The sequence below is a fragment of the Streptomyces sp. NPDC087310 genome, from assembly GCF_044744405.1.
Taxonomy (GTDB): Bacteria; Actinomycetota; Actinomycetes; order Streptomycetales; family Streptomycetaceae; genus Streptomyces.
This window is the reverse complement of the sequence record NZ_JBIUYF010000009.1, coordinates 245,709-268,165: the sequence shown is the minus strand read 5'-3', so window position 1 is coordinate 268,165 and position 22,457 is coordinate 245,709. Positions and strand designations below refer to the sequence as shown.

The window sequence follows — 22,457 nt, the reverse complement described above, 5'->3', positions numbered from 1 at the left end:
TTCAGGTCGGACGTGTGGTCGTACTTCTGCTCTGCGGGCACTGAAGGGAACATCGGTTGAACCTCTTGTTTATTTAGGAGGCTCCCTTACAATCATCGCTCATGAAAGCGCTTGCCATCGCGGGGCCCGTCGTGGCCGTCGACATCGGCGGAACCAAGACCGCGCTCCTCGTCGCCGACGCGGAGGACGGCTCGACGTGCCGTACCGACCGCATACCCACGCTCCCCGAGGAGGGCCCGCACCCCCTCTTCGCGCGGATCGCGGACGCGGTGGACACCCTGCTCGGCCCCGGCGCGCACCGCGCGGACGTGAGCGCCGTCGGCCTGGTCTGCCCGGGGATCGTCACCGCGACCGGCGTGCTGTACGCGCCCCACACACCGGGCTGGGAGGAGCTGCGGGTGCGCCAGGAGATCGCCACGCTCTTCCCCGGGGCCAGGATCGCCGTCATGAACGACGTCAAGGCGGCGGCGCTGGCCGAGGCCAGACAGGGCGGGCTGGCCGAGGTCGGACACGGCATCTACCTCAACGTCGGGACCGGCCTCTCCTGCGCCCTGGTCGTCGGCGGAACGGTGCTGACCGGCGAGCACGGGGCCGCGGGCGAGATCGGCTACCAGGTCCTCGACCCGGCGGAGCCGGGCGTACGGGAGGGCAGGGCGCCCCTGGAGGAAGTCTTCTCCGGCGCGGCGCTGACCGCACTCGCCCGCGCCAGGGCGGGGGACGGCGCCACCGCGGGCACGGCGTTCCAACTGGCGGGCACCGAGGCCGCCTTCGGCGAGGAGATCGGTAGGCGGATCGAAAGGTTCGCCGCCGCCGTCGCCAATCTCGCGATCGCCTTCGACCCGGCGCGGATCGTCGTCGGCGGCGGGATGGCCCGGCACGACGAGGTGTTCACGGCGCTCACCGCGGCGCTGGAACGGCTCGTCCCCTTCCCACCCGCACTGCTGCGCTCCCGCGGTTACGACGACGCGGCCCTCATCGGCGCGCTGATCGCGGCGCGGGAAGCGCTGAGCCCGGAGCCCTGAGGAGACGGCGGGGCGCACCGCCTCCCGTGGAGCCGTACCCCCCCAGCACCCGAAGACGCGAACACCCCACCCCCCTCACCCCACCCCCCTCACCTCTGTCCGCACCGATGCCTGAGCCGAGGCAGAACCTGTGCTCGGTCGAGCGCGAAGAAAGTTGGACGCATGCGAAAGAAGCTCATCCCGATAGCGACCGTCCTCTCGCTCGCCCTCACGGGCTGCGCGTTCGGCGGTGAGAGCAGCGCGGGGGGAGACTCCGACACCCTGAAGTTCTGGCTCTCCGGCGACGGGAACCAGGGGGGTGGGTTCGCCGCGATGGCGAAGGAGTACACCAAGGAGACCGGCGTCAAGATCGATGTCGTCGACATCCCCTACGACGATCTGCGCACCAAGCTGCGCAACGCCGCCCAGGCCAACGACCTGCCCGCGCTCGCCCGTGTGTCCTCGGTGGACCCCCTCTGGACGGGCTCGCTGCTGGACCTGACCGCCACCGCCGAGAAGAACAAGGTCAAGGCGAACCTCCTGGCGAAGTCGTCGGAGGGCGAGATCAACGCGGTCCCGACCGACCTGACGGCGGTCGGCCTGTTCATCAACAAGAGCCTCTTCGACAAGGCGAAGGTCCCCTACCCGAAGTCCGCCGCCGACCAGTGGACCTGGGACGAGTTCACCGCCTCCCTGAAGAAGGTCCAGCAGTCGGCGGGCGCCAAGTACGGCATGGTGATGGACCGTTCGAGCCACCGGCTGCGCTCCTTCCTCTACCAGCACGGCAGCAACGGCTTCGGCCCGGACGCGAGCGGGAAGTACGCCGCGAACCCGCGGACCACCACCGCCCTGGAAAGCTTCAAGGCGATGAACGACGACAAGCTGATGCCCCGCTCCGTCTGGCTCTCCGGGGACGACGCCAACGCCCTGTTCAAGAGCGGCCAGGTCGCCGCGTACTACTCGGGCGTCTGGCAGATCACCGACTTCTCCCAGAACATCAAGGACTTCGAGTGGAAGTCCGTCCTGATGCCGAAGCAGCCCGTACGCGCCACGAACCTCGGCACCAACTACCTCGTCGGATTCGACGGCCCCGCCGCCGACAAGACGTCGAAGTTCATCGACTGGCTGTACACCCCGGAGAACTACCGGAAGCTCTGCGAGATCTCCGGCTTCCTCCCGGTCGAGGACGGCGTCGAGGTCACGTACGCCGCGGACAAGGAGGCATTCGGCCTCTACAACGACGAGATCGCCGAGTCCGCCCCGATCAACTCGCTCCAGATGCGCAGCGAACTGACCGCGGCCTACGAGGGCAAGGGCTCCACCGACGACCCGATCAGGGACGAGACCGTCAAGTACCTGAACGGCGACCAGGACGTGAGGACGACCGTCTCCGCCATCGAGAAGGCGTTCACCGAGCAGGCCGGCGGCTGAGGATGAAGCCGACGTCGGCGGCGGCCGTCGCGGAACGCCGCCCCAGCAGCCCACCACCGCCTCCCGCGGCGCCCCGCCGACGACGGCGGGGCCGCTACACCCTGGCACCGCTCGTGCTCGCCGCGGTCAACATCGTGATGTTCCTCCTGTTCTTCGTCTGGCCGGGCGCGCTCGGACTGCTCTACTCCTTCACCAACTACCGTGGTTTCGGGCAGCCGGACTTCGTCGGCTTCGACAACTACCGCACCCTGTTCGAGGACGCGGACTTCTACGCGGCCCTGGGACGGACGGCGGTGTACGTCGTGCTGTCCGTCCCCCTCACCTATGTCCTCTCGCTGCTCGTCGCCGTCCTGCTCGTCAGCCGGTTCGCCCGCGGCACGACCGTCGCCAAGGTCATCTTCTTCTTCCCGTGGCTGATCTCCCCGATCGTCACGGGCGTCATCTGGCGCTGGCTCTTCGGCGAGAACTTCGGCTTCGTCAACTTCGTCCTCGGCACGATGGGCGTCTCGGACGTCCAGTGGTCCTCGGACGGGGACCTCGCCCTCGCCGTGGTGGTCCTCGCCACGGCGTGGGGAGGCACCGCGTTCAACATGCTGCTGTTCATCGCGGCCCTGAAGAACGTACCGACGTCGTACTACGAGGCGGCCGAGCTGGACGGCGCCAACGGCTGGCAGCGGTTCCGCCACATCACCCTGCCGGCGATCGCCCCCACCTCCTTCATGGTGATCCTGCTGTCGACGATCAACGCCACCAAGGAATTCGCCATGGTCCAGGCGCTCAACGGCGGCGGTCCCGGCACCGACAACCGCCTGATCGTGCAGTACATCTACGAGACCGGGTTCAAGAAGGCCGAGGTCGGCTACGCCAGTGCCGTCTCCATGGTGCTGATGGCGATCCTGCTGGTGGTCGCGCTGGTGCAGATGCGTATCGGCCGAGGGCGGGGAGCCTCATGAAGGACAACAGCCCCATGAAGGACGACGGCCTCATGAAGGACGGCCTCATGAAGGACAACGGAACGACGCTCACGAAGGGGCCCTCGAACGGCCCGGACGGCCCCGGCGCACCGGACGGCCCCGACGTGCCCCGCGCGCCCGCGGCCCGCGCGGACCGGAGCGGCGGGAACGGCACCCGTACCGTCGCCGTCACCCTCGTCCTGTGGGCGCTGGCCGCCTGTTTCGCCTTCCCGGTGCTGTGGTTCGTCCTCAGCGCCTTCAAACCGGGCAGCGAACTCTTCAGCTATCCGCTCTCCGTCCTGCCCCGCGACTGGACGGTCCAGGGCTTCGCCGACGCCTGGCAACGCATCCACTTCGCCCGCTACTTCGGCAACACCCTGCTCGTCGCTTCCGTCACGACCGTCCTCACCGTCCTCGCCAGCGCCGGTACCGGGTACGCCCTCGCGAAGTACTCCGCCCGCTGGATCAGGATCTTCTTCGTCTGCGTCCTGGCGACGACGATGCTGCCCACCGAGGTCATCCTCACCCCGTCCTTCGCCGTCGTACGCGAACTCGGGCTGTACGACTCCCTCGCCGGGATCATCGTCCCGTCGATCATCACCGCGACCGGCATCTTCATGTTCCGCCAGTTCTTCATGACCGTCCCCGACGAGATCCTGGAGGCGGCGCGCATCGACGGCGCGAGCGAGATCGGCATCTTCGTGAGGATCATGCTGCCGATCGCCCGGCCGATCGTGGTGACCCTGGCGATCTTCTCCTTCCAATGGCGCTGGAACGACTACATCTGGCCGCTGATCGTGCTCGGCGACCAGAAGCGCTTCACCCTCCAGGTCGCGCTGCGCAACCTCATCGGCGCGCAGAACATCGACTGGCCGGTGCTGATCGCCGCGTCCGTCATCTCGCTGCTGCCCCTGCTGGTGATGTTCCTGGTGTTCCAGCGCTACGTCATGAACGCCGACATCAACGCGGGCCTGAAAGACTGAGAACGAGCCGAGGACTGTGAACCACCCGATGACCCGACAGCACACCCAGGCACCGCCGCCCCGGACCGATCTGCCCTTCGTGGACCGCCTGGTGGCCCCGCTCGACCGGTACGTACCCGAACTGCGCGCCGCGCTCGCGGACGGCGCGTACGACACCGCCCAGCACCGCGCCCTCGCGAGCGGTGTCAAAGCGCTCCTCACCGCATATCTGACCCCGCGCTCCCGCTGGCACGCCGACCCCGAACTCCTGTCTCCCGCACAGCGGTTGCTCGACCAGCTCGCCACACTCCAAGGGGCGGACGGACTCTTCGGCGGTGACAACCTCGCCTCGCCGCCCGACTCGTCGTTCACCATCAACGACGTCTGTATCGCGACCCGGCTGATCGACACGCACGCGGCCCGCGCCGATGCCCCCGACGTCCCCGGCGGTACAGGGCCGGCCGCCCTGCGCTCCGGACTGGCCGCGATCCGGCGCGCCGTGACACCGGCGCTGCTGACCGGCGGGGTGCACACACCGAACCACCGGTGGGAGCTGTGCGCGGCCCTCGCCCGGCTCCACCGCATCGACCCCGACCCCCGGCTGCCCGGCCGCGTCGACCAGTGGCTCGCGGAGGAGACCGACCTCCAGCCGGACGGCATGTACTCCGAGCGCAGCCCGCTGTACGCCGCCCATGTGACGAACCCGTCGCTCATCGCCATCGCGGACGCCCTCGACCGTCCCGCGCTGCTCGACCCCGTACGGCGCAACCTCGACGCCTTCGCGGGCCTCTTCGACGAGGACGGCACCGTGGAGTCCGTGCACTCCCGGCGCCAGGACCAGCGCGGCCGTTTCGACGGGGCCGGATTCCTCCTCCCGTACCGCCGTTTCGCCGTACGGGAGCGGCGCGGCGACTACGCGGCGATCGTCACCGGGATCCTCGCGCGCCCCATCGGCGCCGAACTCGCCGCCGACGCCCTCGCGGAGATCCTGCTCGACCCGACCCTCGCGCAGCCCCTGCCCGTGCCCCCGGCGGCCGGGCCCACCGACGCGCGGACGGTCCTCGCCGACTCCGGGCTGGCCAGGTGGCGTACGGGACGCCGTACCGTCACCGTCTTCGGCGGCGGTGACAACGCCCGCTTCCCCGACATCGCCTCGGGCCTCGCCACCAACCCCACCTTCCTGAGGTTCCGGCAGGGCGCCGCAGTCCTCGACGCCGTCCGGCTGTCGGCGAACTTCTTCGGCCTCGGCCCCTTCCGCAGCGAGTCCCTGCGGGTGGCGGACGACGGCCGCTGCTCGCTCACCCGGACCACCACCGCCCACTTCTACCAGCCGCTGCCCGAGGAGTGGCGCCGCACCGACGGCGGATACCAACTGGGCAGCGAGGGACGCTTCTTCGCCGCCATGGACTTCGTGCACCGCCCCGCCGACGAGCACCGGCTGCGGGTCGACGCCGAGATCGTACCGACCGGATCCGGGGTGGAGGTACGGCTCGACCTGACCGGCGTCCCCACCTCCTTCGTCCTCGAACTCACCTTCCGGGCCGGGGGAGTTCTCACCGGCGCCCGCCCTCTGCCGGAGAGTGACGCCTTCGAACTGGTCGACGGCGCCGGCAGCTACACCGTGGGCGAGGACACCATCCGCTTCGGCCCCGGCAACGGTACGGGGCCCGCGCAGCCGGCCCACTTCGACGACGGCGAGCGCTTCACCTACCTGGGCGCGCGCGACCCCGCGCCGGGCACCCGGGTCCGCGTCACCGGGCGGGTCCCCGGCGTCTACACGCTGACGCTCACGGGTGAGGGCGCCTCCGGGGAGTCCTCCTCACCCGCCCGGTGATCCCCCCTCCGGCGCGATGGCCCCCCGTACCGACCGGCCCACCTCGGAGCGCAGTTCGGTGAACTCCGGCAGCCGGCGGGTGGCGATCTGGTCCCGCTCCGCCGGAAGGGGTACGGGCAGATCGGCGCGGACACGGCCGGGGCCCGGCGCCAGGACGACGACCCGGTCGCCCACGTACACGCTCTCGTCGATGTCATGGGTGACCAGCAGGACCGTCATGCCCTCCGTGCGGTGCAGCCGCAGCAGCAGGTCCTCCAGGTCCTCCCGGGTCCGCGCGTCCAGGGCCCCGAACGGCTCGTCCATCAGCAGCAGCGAAGGACGGGCGGCGAGGGCCCGCGCGAGCGCGACGCGCTGCTGCATGCCACCGGACAACTGCCAGGGGTGGCGCCGTGCGGCGCCGGCCAGCCCGACCTGCTCCAGCATGCGCGCCGCCGCGGCGTGGCGCCCGGCCCGGCCGAGGCCGTGGCGGCGCAGCGGCAGCGCCACGTTGTCCCGTACGGACAGCCACGGGAAGAGCGAGCGGCTGTAGTCCTGGAAGACGATCCCGAGCCGTTCGGGCACACCGTCGACGGGGACACCGTCCAGGGTGATCCGGCCCGAGGTCGGCCGGACGAGCCCGGCGACACACCGCAGCAGTGTGGACTTGCCGCATCCGGATGGGCCCACGATGGTGAGCAACTGCCCTGTCGGAACGGTGAGTTCGATGTCCCGGAGCGCTTCGGCCCCACCGTCGGCGGAGGTGGCCCCGCCCGCCCCGCCACCGTAGCGGTGGCCGAGTCCTTCGACCCGCAGCATGCGCCGGTCACCTGGCCCAGGGTTCGTAGAGCGGGGAGTCGTCGGCCGGGACCCGGATCCGCAGCAGCGTGGGACCCTCGTCGGGGCCCAGGGAGAGGACCCGGTCCAGCGCCGCCGGCAGCTCCTCCGGGCGCTCGACCGCACCGCCCGGACAGCCGAACGAGGCGGCCAGCGCGGCGAAGTCGATCCCGGCGATGTCCGTACCCGGCACCGGCGCCACCCCGATCCGGTGCCCCAGCGCCCGCACCGCGCCGTAACCGCCGTTGTCCAGCAGGAGATACGTCACCGGGGCGCGGTGCCGCGCCGCCGTCCACAACGCCTGCACCGAGTAGAGCGCGGAGCCGTCGCCCAGCACACACACCACCCGCCCACCGCCCGCGAGCGCCCGCCCCACGGCCAGCGGCAGCCCCCAGCCGAGCGCGCCGCTGCCGGTGGTGAGGAAGCCGCCCTCGGCGCGCACGGGCAGCCGGGCGTGCAGGGCGTCACGGTGGCTGGGCGCCTCCTCCACCAGGACGGTGTCCCGGGGCAGCCGCTCCCCGAGCAGGTCCATCAGCAGTTCGGGGGAGATGTCCGGACCCCGCCGCGCGGGCGGCGCCACCGCCCGCACCGGGGGCACCGGCCGGTCCGACATCCGTACGAGCCCGGCGAGCGCCCGAACGGCCGGGCGGAGCGTGGTGACGATGCTGGTGCCGACCGGCAGCCACGCGGCCTGACCGGGGTCGCAGTCCAGGTGGTACAGCTCGGTGCCCGCCGCGAGCGGGGGACCCGCCACGTGCACGTGGTACGTGAACAGGGGCGCGCCCAGCGCGACCACCAGATCGTACGGGGCGAGCCGCGCCGCCAACTGGTCGGCCACGGGCGGCAGGAAGCCCTGGAAGTACGGATGGCGCTCGTCGAAGCCGGAGCGCCCGGAGAGCGGGCTGATCCAGACGGCGGCCCGGGTCCGCTCGGCCAGCTCGGCGACCTCGCGCACCGCGCGCTCGTCGTCGACGGCGGGGCCGACGACCAGGGCGGGCCGCTCCGATTCGTCGAGCGCGGCGGCCAGTTGGGCCAGTGCGTCCGGGGCGGCGCCGTATCCGCCGTGCACGGTGCGCGGGGCGACGGGCTCGGCCTCCCGGTCCCAGTCGTCCTCCGGCACGGAGAGGAAGACCGGGCCCCTGGGGTGGGTCATGGCGACGCGGTGCGCCTCGGCGAAGGCGGCGGGCACATCGGCGGCCCGCTCGGGCTGGCGGCTGAACTTCACGTACGGGCGCGGGAACTGGGTGGGTTCGTCGGCCCCGAGGAAGGGGTGGAGCGGCAGCAGCGCCCGGGACTGCTGGCCCGCGACGACCACCAGCGGCACCCGGTCCCGGCTGGCGTTGAACACCGCGCCCAGCGCGTGGCCGACGCCCCCGGCGGAGTGCAGGCTGACCAGCGCGGCCCGTCCGGTGCCCAGCGCGTGCCCGGCCGCCATGGCGACCGCGGTGGACTCCTGGAGGCCGAGGACGTAGCGGAAGTCGTCGGGCCAGTCGCGGAGCATCCGCAGTTCGGTGGAGCCCGGGTTGCCGAAGACGGTCGTCATGCCCGTGGCCCGGCACAGCTCCACCACCACCTGACGGACAGTCGTGTTCATCCGGAACCAGCTCTCCTGAGTCGTGTGGGTGAGGGGGAGCGCGTTTCACGCCGTCCGCCGAGGAGCAGTCGTTCGGCGGCCAGCAGCGCACTGTTGAGTACCTGCCCTACCACTCCGAGCAGCACGATCACCGCCCATACCGTCAGCAGATCGGAGCGTGTCTGCGCGTCGACGAGCTGGAAGCCGATGCCGTTCGTGGTGCCGGGCAGCAGCTCGGAGAAGACCATGAGGATCAGCGAGAGCGACAGGCTCAGCCGCAGCCCCGCGAAGACCCGCGGCAGCGCGGCGGGCAGATACAGCAGCAGGACCCGCTCGGCGAGCGGCATCCGCAGGGCGGCGGCGACCTCCAGCCGCAGCGGATCCACCGCGCGGACCCCGTCGGCGGTGTTGATCAGTACGGGCCACACCGCGCTGAGCACGATCGAGGCGAGCTGCATCCGTGTGCCCGGGGCGAGGAGTACGACGAAGACCGGCACCAGCGCGGGCGGCGGCACGGCGCGCGCGAACTGGAGCACCGGATCGCACAGCGCGTACGCGTCGCGCGAGCGGCCCAGCACCAGCCCGAGCACGATGCCGCAGACCGCGGCGAGCGAGAAGCCCGCGACCACCCGGCCCAGGCTCGGCAGCAGGTGGGCGACGGCGTCATCCGTGAGGAAGAGCCGGCCCGGCGGCCCCGAGAACCACAGGGCGTGGCCGTGCGCCAGGATGCTCGCCGGGGTGGGGAAGAAGACGCTGCCGTGTCCCCACGCCGCCAACTGCCAGGCCAGCAGGGCCCCGACGGGGACACCGAGCCGCAGTGACAGGGTGCGGGCGGACAGCGCCGTACGGGACGGGCGCGCCGCCCGGGGGCTCATGCGGCGCCCCCTCGGTGTTCCGGCGCCCAGGGGAACAGCCGCCGCTCGGCCGCGAGGAGCCCCGCGTTGATCACCAGCCCCAGCAGCCCCGCCCACACCACCCCGGCCAGCACGTCCCGGGTGCCGTCCGTCGCCGTACCCGCCTGGGCGATGAAGATCCCGAGCCCTTCGCCGAACCCGGCCAGGATCTCCGTCGCCACCGCGAGGATCAGGGCGGTCGCCGCCGAGATCCGTACCCCGGCCGCGATGAACGGCGCGGCCGACGGCAGCGCGGCGCGCAGCAGGACGGAGAGCCGCCCGAAGCCGAAGGCCCGCAGGGTCTCCTCGGCGAGCGGATCGCTCTCGCCGAGCCCGTACACCGTGTTGAACAGCACCGGCCAGACGGCGGCGAAGGCGACCAGCGCGACGGTGGTGCCGATGCCCGCGCCCAGCAGCAGCGACACCAGCGGGATCAGCGCCACCGACGGTACCGGGCGGACCAGTTCGACCAGCACCCGTACGGCCTCGTTCACCGCCGGGACGCTGCCCAGCAGCAGCCCGAGCGGGACGGCGATCGCGCAGGCCAGCGCCAGTCCGGCGGCCCAAGCCTCCAGGGTGACCCGTACCCCCCGGAGGAACGCGGGGTCCGCGCCCAGCCGGACGGCCCGTACCAGCACCTCGGAGGCGGGCGGCAGATACGCGCTCCGCACCAGCCCGGAGCGGCCGAGCGCCTCACAGACGGCGAGGGCGGCCAGCACCCCGACGGCCCCGAGCAGCCGCTCCCGCACCCGCCGCCTCCGGGCCGCCGCGCCCACCGTCCCGACTCACCTCCCCGGCTCGAAGAGCAGGTCGGCGGCGTCCATGTCCTTCGTGAGCAGCCCCTGGTCCCGCATCATGGCGATGAGCCGTGTCAGCTCGGCGGAGCTCGACACCGGCGGATACCCCGGCAGCCCGATGGCGGCGGCCTCGGCCGGTTCGATCTTCGTATAGCCGGGGAGCACCTGCTCGACGGCGTCGCGGTCCCGGTCCGCGATCGTCTGGGCCGCCGCGATCGCCCGCTGGAAGGCGGCGGCGGTCCTCGGGTACGTGTCGGTGAACCGCTGCGTGGTGACATAACCGCTGAGCGGCAGCCCGTCGGCCGGCGAGGCGGCGCCGTCGATGACCGTACGGGCGTTCAGATCGCGCTTGATGGCCGAGGCGAAGGGCTCGACGGCGTGTACGGCGTCCACCTGACCCCGCTCCAGCAAGGCGCCCATCTGCGGGAACGGCACCTGGAGGTAGGCGGGGAGCCCGGCGCCGCGCTCGCGCAGCGCGCTGTTGAGGGAGAGGGACTGGATGTTGTTGAGGATGTTCACCCCGACCCGTTTGCCGCGCAGATCCTCCGGTGTCCTGATCTCCGAGTCGGGCAGCACCAGGACGCCCATCAGCCGCGGGGCGTTCCTGGCCGCCTCGGCGAGTACCCGGGTGGCGAGCGTGCCCCTCTCCCGTGCCTGGAGGAACGTCACGTAGTTGGCGCCGCCGATGATGTCCACCTGCCCGTTCGCGAGCGCGGGCAGCGCCTGGACGCTCTGCTGGACCGGCCGGACGCGGACGGTCAGCCCCTGTTCCGCGAAGAGCCCCCGGTCGATGGCGATGTGCAGCGCCGCCACATCGGCCAGCGGCAGTCCGGCGACGGTGAGTGTTTTCTTCTCCGGCCCGCCCGTGCCGCCCGACGCGCCGTTCGACACACCGGCGGAGCCCCGGGAACCGTCCCCGCCGCCTCCTCCGCAGCCGGTGAGGAGCAGTGGGAGGATCAGTGCGACGATGACCAACTCGACGCGAAAAATGCGCAGTTGGAGTCCCATATCGCTTCACGATAGAGGCTGGGTGGCGACCGCACCATAGGGCCTGCGGTGAGGCCCGTACGGGGGAGGGGCGCCGCGTCCGCTCCCGTTTCCGCACTCTTTTTCGGCCGGAGGTCTTGACGTCCGCGAAACGACCCGCTTAGTTTCACTCGAAGACATCAGACGTCTGATGTCTCAGGAATAACCCGCAAGGAGGTCGACAGCAATGCCGCTGTCCGACGAGATCGCCGAACGTGTGCTGTCCTCCATCATCGACGGCCAGTATCCGCCGGGTACCGCCCTGCCCGCCGAGGGGGTGCTCGCCGACCAGCACGCCGTCAGCCGGCTCACGGTCCGCGAGGCGGTGAAGGTCCTGCGGTCGCAGAACATCGTCCGTATCCAGCGCGGACGCGGTACGTACGTCAACACACCCGACCAGTGGACCGCGCTCGAACCGATGATCCGCGCCGCCGCCGGGACCCCCGCGGGCGGGGCCGTCTCGGAGAAGCTGATCGAGGCGCGCCGGATGATCGAGACCGGCGCCGCCCTGCTCGCCGCGACCCGCCGCACGGACGAGGACCTCGCCGAGCTGGAGGAGACGCTCGACGAGATGCGGACCGCAGCGGCGGACGGCGACACCGAGCAGTTCGTCCAGGCCGACATCGCCTTCCACGAAGTGGTGATGCGCGCCTCCGGCAACGCCTTCGTGCCGCTGCTCTTCGAGCCCTTCGGACGGCTGCTGGTCGAGGGACGCCGCCAGACCTCGGCCGTGCCCCAGATCCGTGCGAACGCCGTCCGCCACCACGAAAGCGTGCTGGCCGCCCTGCGCGCCGGCGATCCGGAGGAGGCGCGACTGGCCATGGACGACCACATGGAGCAGACCGCGGACGACCTGCGGGCCCACGTCATCGACCCGCGCGACTGAACCGACCCGCGCGACCGGTCCGCGGGGCCTGAACCGCATCCCGCGTCGCACCCCGCGCCGCATCCCCGAGCCCGCACATCACGGCGCTCACACCCCTCCACGTTCACGCCCCTCCGCGCCGTCCCGAGGCGCGCGCCGCCGCATGTCCGCATGTCCACGCATCACGAAAGCAGAGCCGCACATGCCCCACACCCTGCGTTTCCCCGAGGCGGCCGAACTGCCGCCGGTCCGCGAGGTCGCCGCCGCCGAGGTCGCCGCTGCCGTCGCGGGCGGTCGCCGTCTCGTTGTGCTGGACGACGACCCGACCGGCACCCAGACCGTCGCCGACGTCCCCGTCCTCACCGCCTGGACGGTCGAGGACCTGCGGTGGGCGCTGCGCCAGGACAGCGCGGCGTTCTTCGTCCTCACCAACACCCGCAGCCTGGCGCCGGACGCCGCGGCGGCCCGCAACCGGGAGATCGTACGGGCCCTCGCGCAGGCGTCGGAGGCCGAGGGGGTCGGGTACGTCCTGGCCAGCCGCGGCGACTCCACCCTGCGCGGACACTTCCCGCTGGAGACCGACGTCCTGGCGCAGGAGGTGCCGGTGGACGGGGTCGTCCTCGTCCCCGCGTACATCGAGGCGGGCCGGCTCACCGCCGGTTCGGTGCACTGGATGCGTACGGCGCAGGGCATGCTGCCCGTGGCCGAGAGCGAGTTCGCCAAGGACGCGACCTTCGGCTACACCCACTCCGCGCTCCCGGAGTGGATCGAGGAGAAGACCGGCGGGCGGATCCCCGCGGGCGACGTCCTGCGCATCACCCTGGACGACCTGCGGCTGCGCGGACCCGAGCATGTCGCCTCCCTGCTCGCCTCGTTGAAGGACGGGCGCCCCGCCGTGGCGGACGCGCTCCGCGACGACGACCTGCGGGTCCTGGCGCTCGCCTCGGCCGCCGCCGAGGAGGCCGGTGCCCGGCTGCTGTACCGCGTCGGCCCCTCCTTCGTCCGCGCCAGGGCCGGGCAGGCCGCCCACGCCCCGCTCACCGCCGAGCAGTTGAGGTCCTTCGGCCGGCCGGAGGACCCGGCGGGGGCCGCGGACACCGCGACGCGGGGCGCCGACCGGCGCGCCTCGTCGCACGGGCTGATCGCCGTCGGCTCCCATGTCGGCCTCACCACACGCCAGTTGGACCGGCTGCGGGAGCGCGGCGGCCTGGTCGAGTTCGAACTCGACGTGCCCGCCCTGCTCGACGAGAAGCGGCGCGCCGCGCACATCGCCGAGGTGGCGGGCGCCTGCGCCACGGCGCTCGACACCGGCGAGGTGGTGCTCCGTACCACCCGCTCCCTCGTCACGGGCACCGACGCCGACGACTCGCTCGCCATCGCGCGCAGTGTGTCCGCGGCCCTGGTCGAGACCGTCCGCGCGATCACCGCGGAACGGCGGCCCGCCTTCGTCGTCGCCAAGGGCGGCATCACCTCCAGCGACATCGCGACCGAGGGCCTGGAGATCCGCCACGCGTGGGCGCGCGGGACCCTGCTGCCCGGCATCGTCTCGCTGTGGGAGCCGGTGTCGGGGCCGAACGTGGGCATCCCGTACATCGTGTTCGCCGGGAACGTCGGGGACGAGGACGCCCTCGCCGACGCCGTCGCCCTGCTCAGGAGCCGATGATGCTGCTGCGCGGAACCGAGGCGCTGACCGCCGCCGCCCGCGAGGGCACCGCGATACCCGGCTTCGTCGCCTACAACCTCGAAACGGTCCAGGGCATCGTGGCCGCGGCCGAGACATCCGGACGGCCGGTCCTGCTCCAGGCGGGCGCCAGTGCCTTCCGGCACACCGGGCGTACGGCGCTGATGAACCTCGCGCTGGACGCCGCCCGCCGCTCGACGGCCGCGCTCGGCGTCCACCTCGACCACAGCAGGGACCTGGACGAGATCGCCGCCTGCGTCGACGCCGGATACACCTCCGTCATGGTCGACGGCTCGCACCTGCCCTTCGCGGAGAACGTCGCGCTCACCCGCGAGGCGGTACGGCGCGCCCACGACGCGGGCGTCTGGGTCGAGGCCGAACTCGGCGCCCTCGCGGGCGACGAGGACGTGTCGACGGGCGCCACCGCGGCCGGCGGCTCGATGACCGACCCGGAACAGGCCGCCGAGTTCACCGCCGCCACCGGTGTCGACGCGCTCGCCGTCGCGGTCGGCAACGTCCACGGCTTCACCGCGGACCCGGTCCGTCTCGACCTGGACCGGCTGGAACGCATCCACGCCCTGGTTCCCGTACCCCTCGTCCTGCACGGCGCGAGCGGACTGCCCGGGGAACAGCTCCTCGGGGCGGTGCGGCGCGGCGTCGCGAAGGTCAACGTCAACGCGGAACTGCGCCGCGCCTACCTGGCCGCCGTCGCCGGGGCCCTCCCCGAAGCCCTGCCCGGCGCGGACACCGTCGCCATCTGGACGGCGGGCCGCGACGCGGTGGCGGCCACCGCGTCGCGCATCACCGAAACGCTCGCACCCGGCGCCACCCCGTCCTGAACAGGCCGCGCACACACCGGAGCTGACGGTACAGCAGCTCGCACACCGGAGCTGACGGTACGTCAGCCACCTCCGGGCCCGACGGCCGAGAACACACCACCCCGCCACACCTCCAAGGAACCCGCATGCCCCTGTCCGACCACACCCCCGCCACCTCCCCGCGTACCGCCGTCATCGGCCTGGGCGCCATGGGCCTGCCGATGGCCAGGCACCTGGCCGGCGCGCTGCCCGTCACCGTCTTCGACATCTCCGCGGAACGGCGCGCCCTGGCCGTCGCCGAAGGCGCGGCGGAGGCGGCCACCCCCGCCGACGCCGCCCGCGACGCCGATGTCGTCCTGCTCGCCGTACGGGACCAGGCGCAGGTCGACAGCGCCCTGTTCGGCGAGGACGGGGTCGTACGGACCGTGCGCCCCGGCACCGTCGTCATCCTCACCAGCACCGTCGGCCCGGACGCGGCCCGCGCGACCGCCGCCGCGCTCGCCGGGCACGACGCGCTCCTCGTGGACGCGCCCGTCAGCGGGGGCCCGACCCGCGCCGGGACCGGCGATCTGCTCATCGTCGTCGGCGCCGAGCCCGCCGCCCTGGAGACGGCCCGCCCCGTCCTGGACCGGCTCGCCTCGACGCTCACCGTGATCGGCGGCCACCCCGGCGACGGCCAGGCGCTCAAGGCGATCAACCAGCTCCTCGCGGGTGTGCACATCGCCGCCGCCGCCGAGGCCGTGGCGCTCGCGCGCGGACTCGGCCTCGACCCGCGGACCGTGATCGACAGCCTCAGCCAGGGCGCGGCGGGCTCGTTCATGTTCGCCGACCGGGGCCCCCGCATGGCGCAGGCGTACGGGGACGACGCGGAGGCCGTCGAGGTGCGCTCCCGGCTCGACATCTTCGTCAAGGACATGGGGATCGTGACCGGCATCGCGAAGAACGCGCATGTGCCGGTGCCGCTGGCCTCCGCCGCCGAACAGCTCTACCTGCTGGGCGAGCGCGCGGGGCTGGCCGGCCGCGACGACTCGTCCATCGTCACCGTGCTCTCGCCGGTGGACGGTGAGGACCGGTGAGCCACAACACCCTCCTGCTGATCGCCGCGGCGGGCGTCGCCCTGCTGCTTCTGCTGATCATCAAGGTCAAGGTGCAGCCGTTCGTCGCGCTCATGGTCGTGTCCATCGGCGTGGCGCTCGCGGCGGGCGTGCCCGCGGCGGACCTCGTGGCCACCATCGAAGAGGGCATGGGGTCGACACTCGGCCATATCGCCACCATCATCGCCCTCGGCGCGATGATCGGCCGGATCGTCGAACTCTCGGGCGGCGCCGCCTCCTTGGCGCACTCACTGATCGAGCGCTTCGGTGAGAAACGCACGCCGCTCGCGCTGACCGTGGCCGGATTCCTGCTCGGCATCCCGGTCTTCTTCGAGGTCGGCCTGATCATCCTGATGCCGATCGCGTACGGCGTGGCCCGCGCCGCCCGCAAGCCGCTGCTCGTCTACGCCCTGCCGATGAGCGCGGCGATGCTCACCGTCCACGCCTTCCTGCCGCCGCACCCGGGCGCGGTCGCCGCGGCCTCCACGATCGGCGCCGACCAGGGCTGGGTCCTGCTCTTCGGCCTCCCGCTGACGGCGGTCGTCATCCTCCTCGGATATCTGCTCGCCCGGCGCATGACCCGGCGTGAGTACACCCTCGCCGCCGACGTGCACGAGAAGGTGTACGGCGACGGGGGCGGCGAGGCCGCCGCGGAGACGGCCGAAGGGCTGCCGGAGTCCCCCTCGGCGCCCGGCGGGAAGCCCGGGGAGGCCACCCCGGCCCCGCCGTCCTTCGCCATGGTCGTGAGCCTGATCGTCACACCGATCGCCCTCATCCTGCTCGGCACCATCGGCACCAACACCCTCGCCGAGGGCTCCGTCGCCCGCGCCGTCCTGACCGTACTGGGCGCCCCGATGGTCGCCCTGCTGATCGCCGCCGGGCTGGCCGCGTACTTCCTGGGGGTACGGCGCGGCTGGTCGCGCGGCCAGATATCCACCGTGATGGGCTCGGCGCTGCCGGGTGTCGCGATGGTGATCCTGGTGGCGGGCGCGGGCGGTGTGTTCGGCAAGGTCCTGGTGAAGACGGGCATCGGCGACGCCGTGGCCGACATCCTGGACCGCACCGGACTGCCGCTGCTGGCCCTGGCGTTCGTGATGACACTGCTGCTGCGTGCCGTACAGGGCTCCGCGACCGTCGCGCTGGTCGCGACGGCCGGCCTGATCACCCCGCTGCTCCAGCGCACCGACCTGTCGGCGCAGCAACTGGCCCTGGTCTGCCTGGCGATGGGCGCCGGAGCCCTGGCCGTGTCGCACATCAACGACGCCGGCTACTGGATGTTCACCAAGCTGGCGGGCCTGGACGTCGCGGACGGTCTGCGCACCTGGACCGTGCTGACCACGGTGATGGGTGTGATCGGCTTCGCCCTGACCGGCCTGCTCTGGCTGGTCGTCTGACCGGCGGCGGACCTCATGGGGCGGGGCCCGGCCGTCGACCGGCGGGCCCCGCCCCCTCCGTACACCCGCTCCTGGAACCCCGCTCCTAGAACCCGGTTCCGAGACCTTCCACGACGTACGCGCACTCCGTGTAGATGTAGCCGGACTGGATCTTCGCGGTGTCGGCGCCGGAGGATGCGGCCGTGCTGCTCCTGGACTTGTGCAGGAAGTACGTGGTGCCGGCCGGGAGGCTGATGGTCTTCTGCGGGTAGTTCTTGTTGCCCTTGCAGGCGGTGAGCGAGGCGGTGACCGCGGTGGAGTACCGCGAGCAGCTTCCGCAGCCCTTGAGGGTGACACTGCCGGTGACCGGGCCGGTGTACAGGACCTCGACCTCGTCGGGGCTGTCGTTCTTGATCGTGACCGAGATGGAGCCACCGGAGGCCGTCGTGGGCAGCCGCTTGCCCGCGGCCGGTTCGTCCTGGGCGATCTCCGCGGCGATGGCGATCTTCTCGGCGCGCGCCCGGTTCCTGTCGTTCTTGTACGTGGTCAGGAAGTCGTTCATGGTGGTCAGCGCCGTGTCGAAGTCGCCGTCCTTGTACTGATCGACACCGCACGCGTACGTACCGGACCGGATGTGCGCGTCCGCCTTCCCGGTGTCCTCGGTGAGCGCGTCGGCCACGCCCGCCTGCTGCCCGGGCAGCGACGCCGCCTGCGCCCTGAGCGTACGCAGCTCCTCGGTGACCGTGCAGGGACTGGAGCCCTTGAGCCCCTTGGCGGTCGTCTCGATCGTGGTGCGGACGGCCGGCTCGACCTTCGCGGCCTGGCCGGACTTCGGGAAGGTGGTGAGCAGTTCGGCGAGGTTGCCGCCGTCCTGGGTGACGGCGGTGCTCTTGCCCAGGTCGCCGACCCCGCACTCGTACAGCGAGGTGGCGAGCCGGTCGTCGGGCCAGGTGACCAGCGGGCCGAGCTGCTTCTTGTCCATCGTGCCCGGGACCGTCCGCAGATACTTCAGCGGCTCTATCGCACCGCAGTAGTCCTTCTCCCCGTACGGGGTCCCCACCGCCTCGTAGTACGCGGTCAGCCTGCTCGGGACGCGCCCCGCGGCCCGGGAGTCCGGGTGGTCCCGCTGGAGGGCCCGGTAGGTGGCGAGCGCCTCCGTGAAGGAGGGCTCGGCCGTGGCGAACGGCTCGATCCGCGCGCTCTCGACCAGTTGGTCGGCCTCGCCGAGCCGCTCCAGCAGCAGCTTCTGCGTGGCCTCCTCGCGCGCCCGGTCGTACAGCACCACACCGCCGACGGGCGCGGCGAGCAGCACCAGGGCGAGCGCGAGGGCGACGGGCGCCCGCGGCGGCCAGGCCAGTGGGGTGCGCAGCCCACGGGCGGCGCCGTGCACGGCCGCGAGCGCCAGGAAGAGCAGATACGCGGTGACCACGCCGCCGGAGACGCCGTCCGGGTCCGCGGGCAGGGCGATCAGCAGCAGGGCGCCGGTCGCCACCCAGCAGACGGCCATCGCGAGCCAGTGGCGCACCAGGGCGTAACCGAGCCCGAGACCACTCAGGTTGAGCAGTCCCACCGCCACGGCGCGCAGCGGGTCGGCCGGTCCCCGCGGTACGGCGGGCGGTGCGGGCGGCGGCGGAGGCACCGTGAAGCCGCCCGCACCGCCGTAGCCACCGGGCCCGCCGTAGCCGCCCGCACCGCCGAAGCCACCGGCCCCGCCGTGCCCACCGAGACCGCCGGGTTCCTCGGGCCTGCCGAACTCACCGGGACCCGTGGCCCCACCGCTCCCGCCCGGCCCGCCGAACCCGCCGGCTCTGCCGGATTCTCCGCTTCCGCGCTGCTCGTCCCAAGACATCGCGACTCCCCCCAGTCGTCGAACACACCCGATGCGGACCCGCATCATAGTGCCCCTCCCGACCATGTTTGCCCCGTCGTGGGCCCTCGCACGCACGCCCATGACCTGGGGCGAAACCTCGTAGGCCGCCCGGAACAACTGCCGTTGCCCGCTTGCTCCTTCACCACACGACTCTTGACAGGCCCCACGGGGCTCCCTACTTTCACGGGGCAAGTGAAACGATTCATTGCCGAGTCGTATCGGAGCCGCATGGTGATCAGCAGAAGACGACTGCTCGGAACCACCGCAACCGTCCTGGGCACCACCCTGGCCGCCGGGCCCCTTCCCGTCGCCCGGGCCGCCACCGCCACCACCCCCGCCGCGGGGACGACGGGGGCCGCGGCGGCGGCCCTGCGGGTGACCGCGCCGACCGTCGAGTACGTACGGCAGCCGCTGGGCCTCGACACCCCGCGTCCCAGGCTGAGTTGGCCCTTCGTGTCCGCCCGCCCCGGCCAGCGGCAGACGGCCTACCAGATACGGGTCGCCACCTCCCCGCGACGCCTGGGCCGGCCCGACGTCTGGGACAGCGGCAAGGTGGTCTCGGCGGAATCCGTCCTGGTGCCGTACGCGGGCCCGGCGCTCGCCTCGCGCACCCGCTACCACTGGACCGTGCGCGTCTGGGGTGCCGAAGGATCCCCCTCCGAGTGGACCACCCCCTCCTGGTGGGAGACCGGACTCCTCGCACCCTCGGACTGGTCGGCGCGCTGGATCGGCGCGCCCGCCGCGCTGGTCGGCGCCCCCGCGCTCAACGGCGCCTCCTGGATCTGGTTCCCCGAGGGCGTCCCCGGCGGCAACGTCCCCGCGGCCACCCGCTGGTTCCGTACCCGGATCGACGTCCCCGAGGGCGTCACCCGCGCCCGCCTCGTCCTGACCGCCGACGACGGCTGCACCGCCCTGGTGAACGGCGTACAGGTCGCGCACACCGACGCCGACGGCCCCGCCGAGAACTGGCGCCGCCCCTTCGTCGTCGAGGTGGCGGACGCGCTGCGCCCCGGCGCCAATGTGATCGCCGTGTCGGCCGTCAACGCGACGGAGAGCCCCGCCGGTCTGCTCGGCCTGCTGGAGCTGACCACCGCCGATGGCGTACGCGTCCTGCCCACCGACGCCACCTGGCGCACCACCGACCGGCAGCCCTCCGCCGACTGGACGTCCACCGGCTACGACGACGCCTCCTGGCTCGCCGCCCGGGTCCTCGCCCCGTGGGGATCAGGACCCTGGGGCGAGGTCAGCGTCGCGTACGCGCCCGCCGCCCAACTGCGCCGCGCCTTCCGGCTGCCGCGCAAGAAGGTCGCGCGGGCCCGCCTCTACGCCACGGCCCTCGGCCTGTACGAGGCCCACCTCAACGGCGAGCGCGTCGGCGAGGACCGGCTCGCGCCCGGCTGGACCGACTACGGCAAGCGGGCCCAGTACCAGACGTACGACGTCACCGCCCTGGTCGGCCCCGGCGCCAACGCGCTCGGCGTCACCGTCGCGGCCGGCTGGTACGCCGGGAACATCGCCTGGTTCGGCACGCACAACTACGGCGAACGCCCCGCCCTGCTCACCCAGTTGGAGGTCACCTACACCGACGGCACCACCGAGCGGGTGGTCTCGGACACCGACTGGCGCGCGGCCACCGGGCCGGTCACCTCCGCCGATCTGGTGATGGGCGAGGCGTACGACGCCCGGCTGGAGACCGACGGCTGGACGCGCCCGGGGTTCGACACGACGGGGTGGCTGCCCGTCGACACCGCCGACGACGCCCCCGCCGAGCTGGTCGCCCAGATCGACGCCCCCTCACGGGTGGAGACCGAACTCCGCGCCGAGAAGGTCACCGAGCCCAAGCCGGGCGTCTTCGTCTTCGACCTCGGCCAGAACATGGTCGGCACGGTCCGGCTGACCGTCTCCGGCGCCGCGGGAACCACCGTACGGCTGCGCCACGCCGAGGTCCTGAACCCCGACGGCACCCTCTACACCACCAATCTGCGCACCGCCCGCGCCACCGACACGTACACCCTCAAGGGCGGCGGCACGGAGACGTACGAGCCGCGCTTCACCTTCCACGGCTTCCGCTACGTCGAGGTGACGGGCGTCCAGGGCAAGCCGTCCCCCGACGCGGTCGTGGGACAGGTCATCCACACCGCCGCGCCGTTCACCATGGACTTCAGGACGGACGTCCCCCTCCTCAACCAACTGCACAGCAACATCACCTGGGGACAGCGCGGCAACTTCCTCTCCGTACCCACCGACACCCCCGCACGCGACGAACGGCTCGGCTGGACCGGCGACATCAACGTCTTCGCCCCCACCGCCGCCTACACCATGGAGTCGGCGCGCTTCCTCACCAAGTGGCTGGGCGACCTGCGCGACGGCCAGCATGCCGACGGCGCGTTCACCAATGTCGCGCCGGACGTCGGCGCGGAGAACGTCGGCGCGGGGGTGGCGGGCTGGGGGGACGCCGGGGTCACCGTGCCCTGGGCGCTCTACCAGGCGTACGGGGACACCCGAGTCCTGGAGGAGTCCTGGGCGCCGATGCTCGCCTGGCTCGACTACCTGAAGGGGCACAGCAGCGGACTCCTCCGCCCCGACGAGGGGTTCGGGGACTGGCTCAACATCGAGGACGAGACGCCCAGGGACGTCATCGGCACCGCCTACTTCGCCCACAGCGCCGACCTCGTCGCACGGATCGCCGCGGTCCTGGGCAAGGACCCGGAGCCGTACACCACCCTGTTCGGCGCGGTCCGTGACGCCTTCCGCGCCGCGTACGTCTCCGCGAACGGGCGGATCAAGGGCGACACCCAGACCGCGTACGTCCTGGCCCTCTCCATGGACCTGCTGGCCGACGCCGACCGCGCGCCCGCCGCGGACCGGCTGGTCCAGCTCATCGAGGCCAAGGGCTGGCACCTGTCGACGGGGTTCCTCGGCACCCCGCGGCTGCTGCCCGTGCTCACCGACACCGGGCACATCGACGTCGCGTACCGGCTGCTGCTCCAGCGGACCTTCCCCAGTTGGGGGTACCAGATCGACCAGGGCGCCACGACGATGTGGGAGCGCTGGGACTCGATCCGGCCCGACGGCACCTTCCAGGACGCCGGCATGAACTCCTTCAACCACTACGCGTACGGCTCGGTGGGGGAGTGGATGTACGCGCACATCGCGGGCATCGCACCGGGCGCCCCGGGTTTCCGGAAGATCATCGTCCGGCCGCGTCCCGGCGGCGGGGTGACGGAGGCGAGCGGACGCTTCGACTCCCTCTACGGACCGGTCACCACCCGCTGGAAGACGGGTGCCGGCGGCTTCCGGCTCTCGGTCACCCTGCCGGCCAACACCACCGCCGAGGTCTGGATCCCCACCACGGACGTGGCGCGCGTCCGCCACGGGGAGACCCGCTTCCTGCGGACGGCGGACGGCTGCGCGGTCTACGCCGCGGGACCGGGCAGCCACCACTTCACGAGCTGAGACGTACGGAGGCCGGC

At 72.4% G+C, this 22,457-nt stretch carries 17 protein-coding genes; 11 read left to right on the top strand and 6 right to left on the bottom strand.

What is annotated here, in order from left to right:
- The first annotated feature begins 101 nt into the window (after positions 1-101).
- The 5 genes from ACIO3P_RS31935 to ACIO3P_RS31915 all read left to right on the top strand — a co-directional run bounded on the left by ACIO3P_RS31935 (position 102) and on the right by ACIO3P_RS31915 (position 6,181).
- Complete coding sequence (locus tag ACIO3P_RS31935; protein WP_329826514.1) at positions 102-1,022, top strand: ROK family protein; 921 nt, start codon at positions 102-104, stop codon at positions 1,020-1,022.
- A gap of 162 nt (positions 1,023-1,184) precedes the next feature.
- Positions 1,185-2,432, top strand: a complete 1,248-nt coding sequence (locus ACIO3P_RS31930; protein ID WP_329826515.1) for an extracellular solute-binding protein — start codon at positions 1,185-1,187, stop codon at positions 2,430-2,432.
- Between the two features lie 137 nt (positions 2,433-2,569).
- Entirely contained in the window at positions 2,570-3,385 is an 816-nt protein-coding gene (locus ACIO3P_RS31925) for a carbohydrate ABC transporter permease (protein ID WP_401787610.1), read from the top strand.
- Positions 3,382-4,368 carry a carbohydrate ABC transporter permease gene (locus ACIO3P_RS31920; protein ID WP_329826516.1) on the top strand — a complete coding sequence of 329 codons (987 nt, stop codon included), beginning with the start codon at positions 3,382-3,384 and terminating at the stop codon, positions 4,366-4,368. The genes ACIO3P_RS31925 and ACIO3P_RS31920 overlap by 4 nt, the downstream gene beginning before the upstream one ends.
- 28 nt (positions 4,369-4,396) lie before the next feature.
- Complete coding sequence (locus ACIO3P_RS31915) at positions 4,397-6,181, top strand: hypothetical protein (protein WP_401850010.1); 1,785 nt, start codon at positions 4,397-4,399, stop codon at positions 6,179-6,181.
- Here the strand turns inward: ACIO3P_RS31915 and ACIO3P_RS31910 are convergent.
- The 5 genes from ACIO3P_RS31910 to ACIO3P_RS31890 are packed head-to-tail and all read right to left on the bottom strand — an operon-like array spanning position 6,167 to position 11,265.
- On the bottom strand, positions 6,167-6,976 hold the full coding sequence (locus ACIO3P_RS31910) for an ABC transporter ATP-binding protein (RefSeq protein ID WP_401850009.1): 810 nt from the start codon (positions 6,974-6,976) through the stop codon (positions 6,167-6,169). The two genes, ACIO3P_RS31915 and ACIO3P_RS31910, sit on opposite strands and share 15 nt — an antisense overlap.
- A gap of 7 nt (positions 6,977-6,983) precedes the next feature.
- Positions 6,984-8,588 (bottom strand): benzoylformate decarboxylase, encoded by a 1,605-nt coding sequence (gene mdlC / locus ACIO3P_RS31905; protein WP_401850008.1) that lies wholly within the window; start codon positions 8,586-8,588, stop codon positions 6,984-6,986.
- Entirely contained in the window at positions 8,585-9,442 is an 858-nt protein-coding gene (locus ACIO3P_RS31900) for an ABC transporter permease (RefSeq protein ID WP_401850007.1), read from the bottom strand. Before ACIO3P_RS31900 ends, mdlC begins: the two co-directional genes overlap by 4 nt.
- The gene (locus ACIO3P_RS31895; protein ID WP_329826521.1) at positions 9,439-10,236 is read right to left on the bottom strand and encodes an ABC transporter permease subunit; all 798 of its coding nucleotides are present in this window, start codon (positions 10,234-10,236) and stop codon (positions 9,439-9,441) included. The genes ACIO3P_RS31900 and ACIO3P_RS31895 overlap by 4 nt, the downstream gene beginning before the upstream one ends.
- 9 nt (positions 10,237-10,245) lie before the next feature.
- The gene (locus ACIO3P_RS31890) at positions 10,246-11,265 is read right to left on the bottom strand and encodes an ABC transporter substrate-binding protein (protein ID WP_401850006.1); all 1,020 of its coding nucleotides are present in this window, start codon (positions 11,263-11,265) and stop codon (positions 10,246-10,248) included.
- A gap of 205 nt (positions 11,266-11,470) precedes the next feature.
- Here ACIO3P_RS31890 and ACIO3P_RS31885 point away from each other — a divergent pair, with 205 nt between their 5' ends.
- The 5 genes from ACIO3P_RS31885 to ACIO3P_RS31865 all read left to right on the top strand — a co-directional run bounded on the left by ACIO3P_RS31885 (position 11,471) and on the right by ACIO3P_RS31865 (position 17,135).
- Positions 11,471-12,169 (top strand): FadR/GntR family transcriptional regulator, encoded by a 699-nt coding sequence (locus ACIO3P_RS31885; RefSeq protein WP_401850005.1) that lies wholly within the window; start codon positions 11,471-11,473, stop codon positions 12,167-12,169.
- 181 nt (positions 12,170-12,350) lie between these two features.
- Positions 12,351-13,811, top strand: a complete 1,461-nt coding sequence (locus ACIO3P_RS31880) for a four-carbon acid sugar kinase family protein (RefSeq protein WP_401850004.1) — start codon at positions 12,351-12,353, stop codon at positions 13,809-13,811.
- Positions 13,811-14,668 (top strand): ketose-bisphosphate aldolase, encoded by an 858-nt coding sequence (locus ACIO3P_RS31875; protein ID WP_401850003.1) that lies wholly within the window; start codon positions 13,811-13,813, stop codon positions 14,666-14,668. The genes ACIO3P_RS31880 and ACIO3P_RS31875 overlap by 1 nt, the downstream gene beginning before the upstream one ends.
- Positions 14,669-14,793: 125 nt before the next feature.
- Positions 14,794-15,723 (top strand): NAD(P)-dependent oxidoreductase, encoded by a 930-nt coding sequence (locus ACIO3P_RS31870; protein WP_401850001.1) that lies wholly within the window; start codon positions 14,794-14,796, stop codon positions 15,721-15,723.
- Entirely contained in the window at positions 15,720-17,135 is a 1,416-nt protein-coding gene (locus ACIO3P_RS31865) for a GntP family transporter (RefSeq protein ID WP_329826527.1), read from the top strand. The genes ACIO3P_RS31870 and ACIO3P_RS31865 overlap by 4 nt, the downstream gene beginning before the upstream one ends.
- 85 nt (positions 17,136-17,220) lie before the next feature.
- Here the strand turns inward: ACIO3P_RS31865 and ACIO3P_RS31860 are convergent, their stop codons facing one another.
- Positions 17,221-18,963: a hypothetical protein gene (locus ACIO3P_RS31860; RefSeq protein ID WP_401849999.1), complete on the bottom strand. Its 1,743-nt coding sequence runs from the start codon at positions 18,961-18,963 to the stop codon at positions 17,221-17,223.
- A 252-nt stretch (positions 18,964-19,215) separates the two neighbouring features.
- Here ACIO3P_RS31860 and ACIO3P_RS31855 point away from each other — a divergent pair, with 252 nt between their 5' ends.
- Positions 19,216-22,440, top strand: coding sequence for an alpha-L-rhamnosidase (locus ACIO3P_RS31855; protein WP_401850197.1), 3,225 nt, complete (start codon positions 19,216-19,218; stop codon positions 22,438-22,440).
- Positions 22,441-22,457: the final 17 nt, after the last annotated feature.

Coding starts and splice junctions, on each gene's coding strand:
- ACIO3P_RS31930 (WP_329826515.1), top strand. CDS start 1,185: ATGCGAAAGAAGCTCATCCCGATAGCGACCGTCCTCTCGCTCGCCCTC.
- mdlC (WP_401850008.1), bottom strand. CDS start 8,588: ATGAACACGACTGTCCGTCAGGTGGTGGTGGAGCTGTGCCGGGCCACG.
- ACIO3P_RS31935 (WP_329826514.1), top strand. CDS start 102: ATGAAAGCGCTTGCCATCGCGGGGCCCGTCGTGGCCGTCGACATCGGC.
- ACIO3P_RS31915 (WP_401850010.1), top strand. CDS start 4,397: ATGACCCGACAGCACACCCAGGCACCGCCGCCCCGGACCGATCTGCCC.
- ACIO3P_RS31890 (WP_401850006.1), bottom strand. CDS start 11,265: ATGGGACTCCAACTGCGCATTTTTCGCGTCGAGTTGGTCATCGTCGCA.
- ACIO3P_RS31885 (WP_401850005.1), top strand. CDS start 11,471: ATGCCGCTGTCCGACGAGATCGCCGAACGTGTGCTGTCCTCCATCATC.
- ACIO3P_RS31910 (WP_401850009.1), bottom strand. CDS start 6,976: ATGCTGCGGGTCGAAGGACTCGGCCACCGCTACGGTGGCGGGGCGGGC.
- ACIO3P_RS31875 (WP_401850003.1), top strand. CDS start 13,811: ATGCTGCTGCGCGGAACCGAGGCGCTGACCGCCGCCGCCCGCGAGGGC.
- ACIO3P_RS31880 (WP_401850004.1), top strand. CDS start 12,351: ATGCCCCACACCCTGCGTTTCCCCGAGGCGGCCGAACTGCCGCCGGTC.
- ACIO3P_RS31860 (WP_401849999.1), bottom strand. CDS start 18,963: ATGTCTTGGGACGAGCAGCGCGGAAGCGGAGAATCCGGCAGAGCCGGC.
- ACIO3P_RS31920 (WP_329826516.1), top strand. CDS start 3,382: ATGAAGGACAACAGCCCCATGAAGGACGACGGCCTCATGAAGGACGGC.
- ACIO3P_RS31900 (WP_401850007.1), bottom strand. CDS start 9,442: ATGAGCCCCCGGGCGGCGCGCCCGTCCCGTACGGCGCTGTCCGCCCGC.
- ACIO3P_RS31870 (WP_401850001.1), top strand. CDS start 14,794: ATGCCCCTGTCCGACCACACCCCCGCCACCTCCCCGCGTACCGCCGTC.
- ACIO3P_RS31925 (WP_401787610.1), top strand. CDS start 2,570: ATGTTCCTCCTGTTCTTCGTCTGGCCGGGCGCGCTCGGACTGCTCTAC.